The organism is Vibrio sp. R-1, from assembly GCF_035615595.1.
GTDB lineage: Bacteria > Pseudomonadota > Gammaproteobacteria > Enterobacterales > Vibrionaceae > Vibrio > Vibrio cholerae.
On the sequence record NZ_WPDC01000217.1, the window covers coordinates 1 to 1,090 of the forward strand.

Consider the following 1,090-nt stretch of genomic DNA (forward strand, 5'->3'; position numbering starts at 1 on the left):
GGCTGGATCAGTTCTATTTTGGGGTCAAAGGGATGGAGCAGTACGGTTATCGTGCTCAGGCGGTGGAGCTGGCGAATAAGCTGTTCCGTAATGCCAATGGCCTGACGCAAGATGGCCCGATCCGTGAGAACTACAACCCAGAAACCGGCGCTCAGCAAGGCGCACCGAACTTCTCTTGGAGCTCAGCGCACTTGTATATGCTGTATCACGGCTTTTTCAGTGCGGATAAAAAGTCGTAACGATAACGCTAAACAGTAAATAAAAGGCCGGTTGCTTGTGCATCCGGCCTTTTTATTTATCTGCCGGTACGTATGGATTTGTTTTGCGTTTTAATAGTTGAGGTTAGGATTATTGCAAAACGTAAGTTTTATGAGTTTAAATATATTTATTGTGGATGATATTTTTCCGCGTTAGCTCTCGGTTATTTTTTATTTCCTTTATTTTCAATATGTTTAGTGATGGTGTCTCTTTGCCTTATACCGGTAGATATTTTACCTAAATACCTGCTTACAAGGGGACACCGCAATTAATCACTTTTAAGCCAAGATTGTCATGCATCTTTTTTGTCCATTGGATATCAGTGCGGAGCAATATTTCCGTGCGCGATATAAAAGCCGGCACTTTAAGTCGGATAAAATAATCAAGAGAATGACAACATGGCTAGTCTGGTATGCAAGAAGCACGTAATATGCGCGCTATTAAATGCGGTGGGCATACTTTCACTCCCACATGCACACGCTGCGTCGATAAATAATAATTCAGATTTACTGGCACAATATCGACAGCAAGGGATCGTGGATATTGGTGGCCAATTGGGGGCGTCGGTTGTCGCCATGACGCCATCGGGGCAATTTGCGGTGGGGGGAATGACTTTATCGCAAGGTTCACAAGCGTTTTTATGGAGTGCGACACAGGGAATTTCCTTATTACCGGTTCCCTATGCATTACGCGGTGGGATCAGTCGAGCGTCAGCCATCAGTAATGATGGGCAATATATCGTGGGTTTTGTCGATTATAATCCGTCGACTACCTCCGGGTCGGTCAGCCAAGCCGTCATGTGGCTCGGCCCACACCAAGTCAGTGTTTTACC

General features: G+C 45.4%; 2 protein-coding genes. Both read left to right on the forward strand.

Features of this window, described 5'->3' with window-relative positions; genetic code table 11:
* A partial coding sequence (locus GOU96_RS17710) for an MGH1-like glycoside hydrolase domain-containing protein (RefSeq protein ID WP_324702090.1) occupies positions 1–239 on the forward strand: 239 nt, incomplete at its 5' end.
* 417 nt (positions 240–656) lie between these two features.
* Positions 657–1,090: hypothetical protein (locus GOU96_RS17715; protein ID WP_324702091.1), on the forward strand; the 434-nt coding region annotated here is incomplete at its 3' end.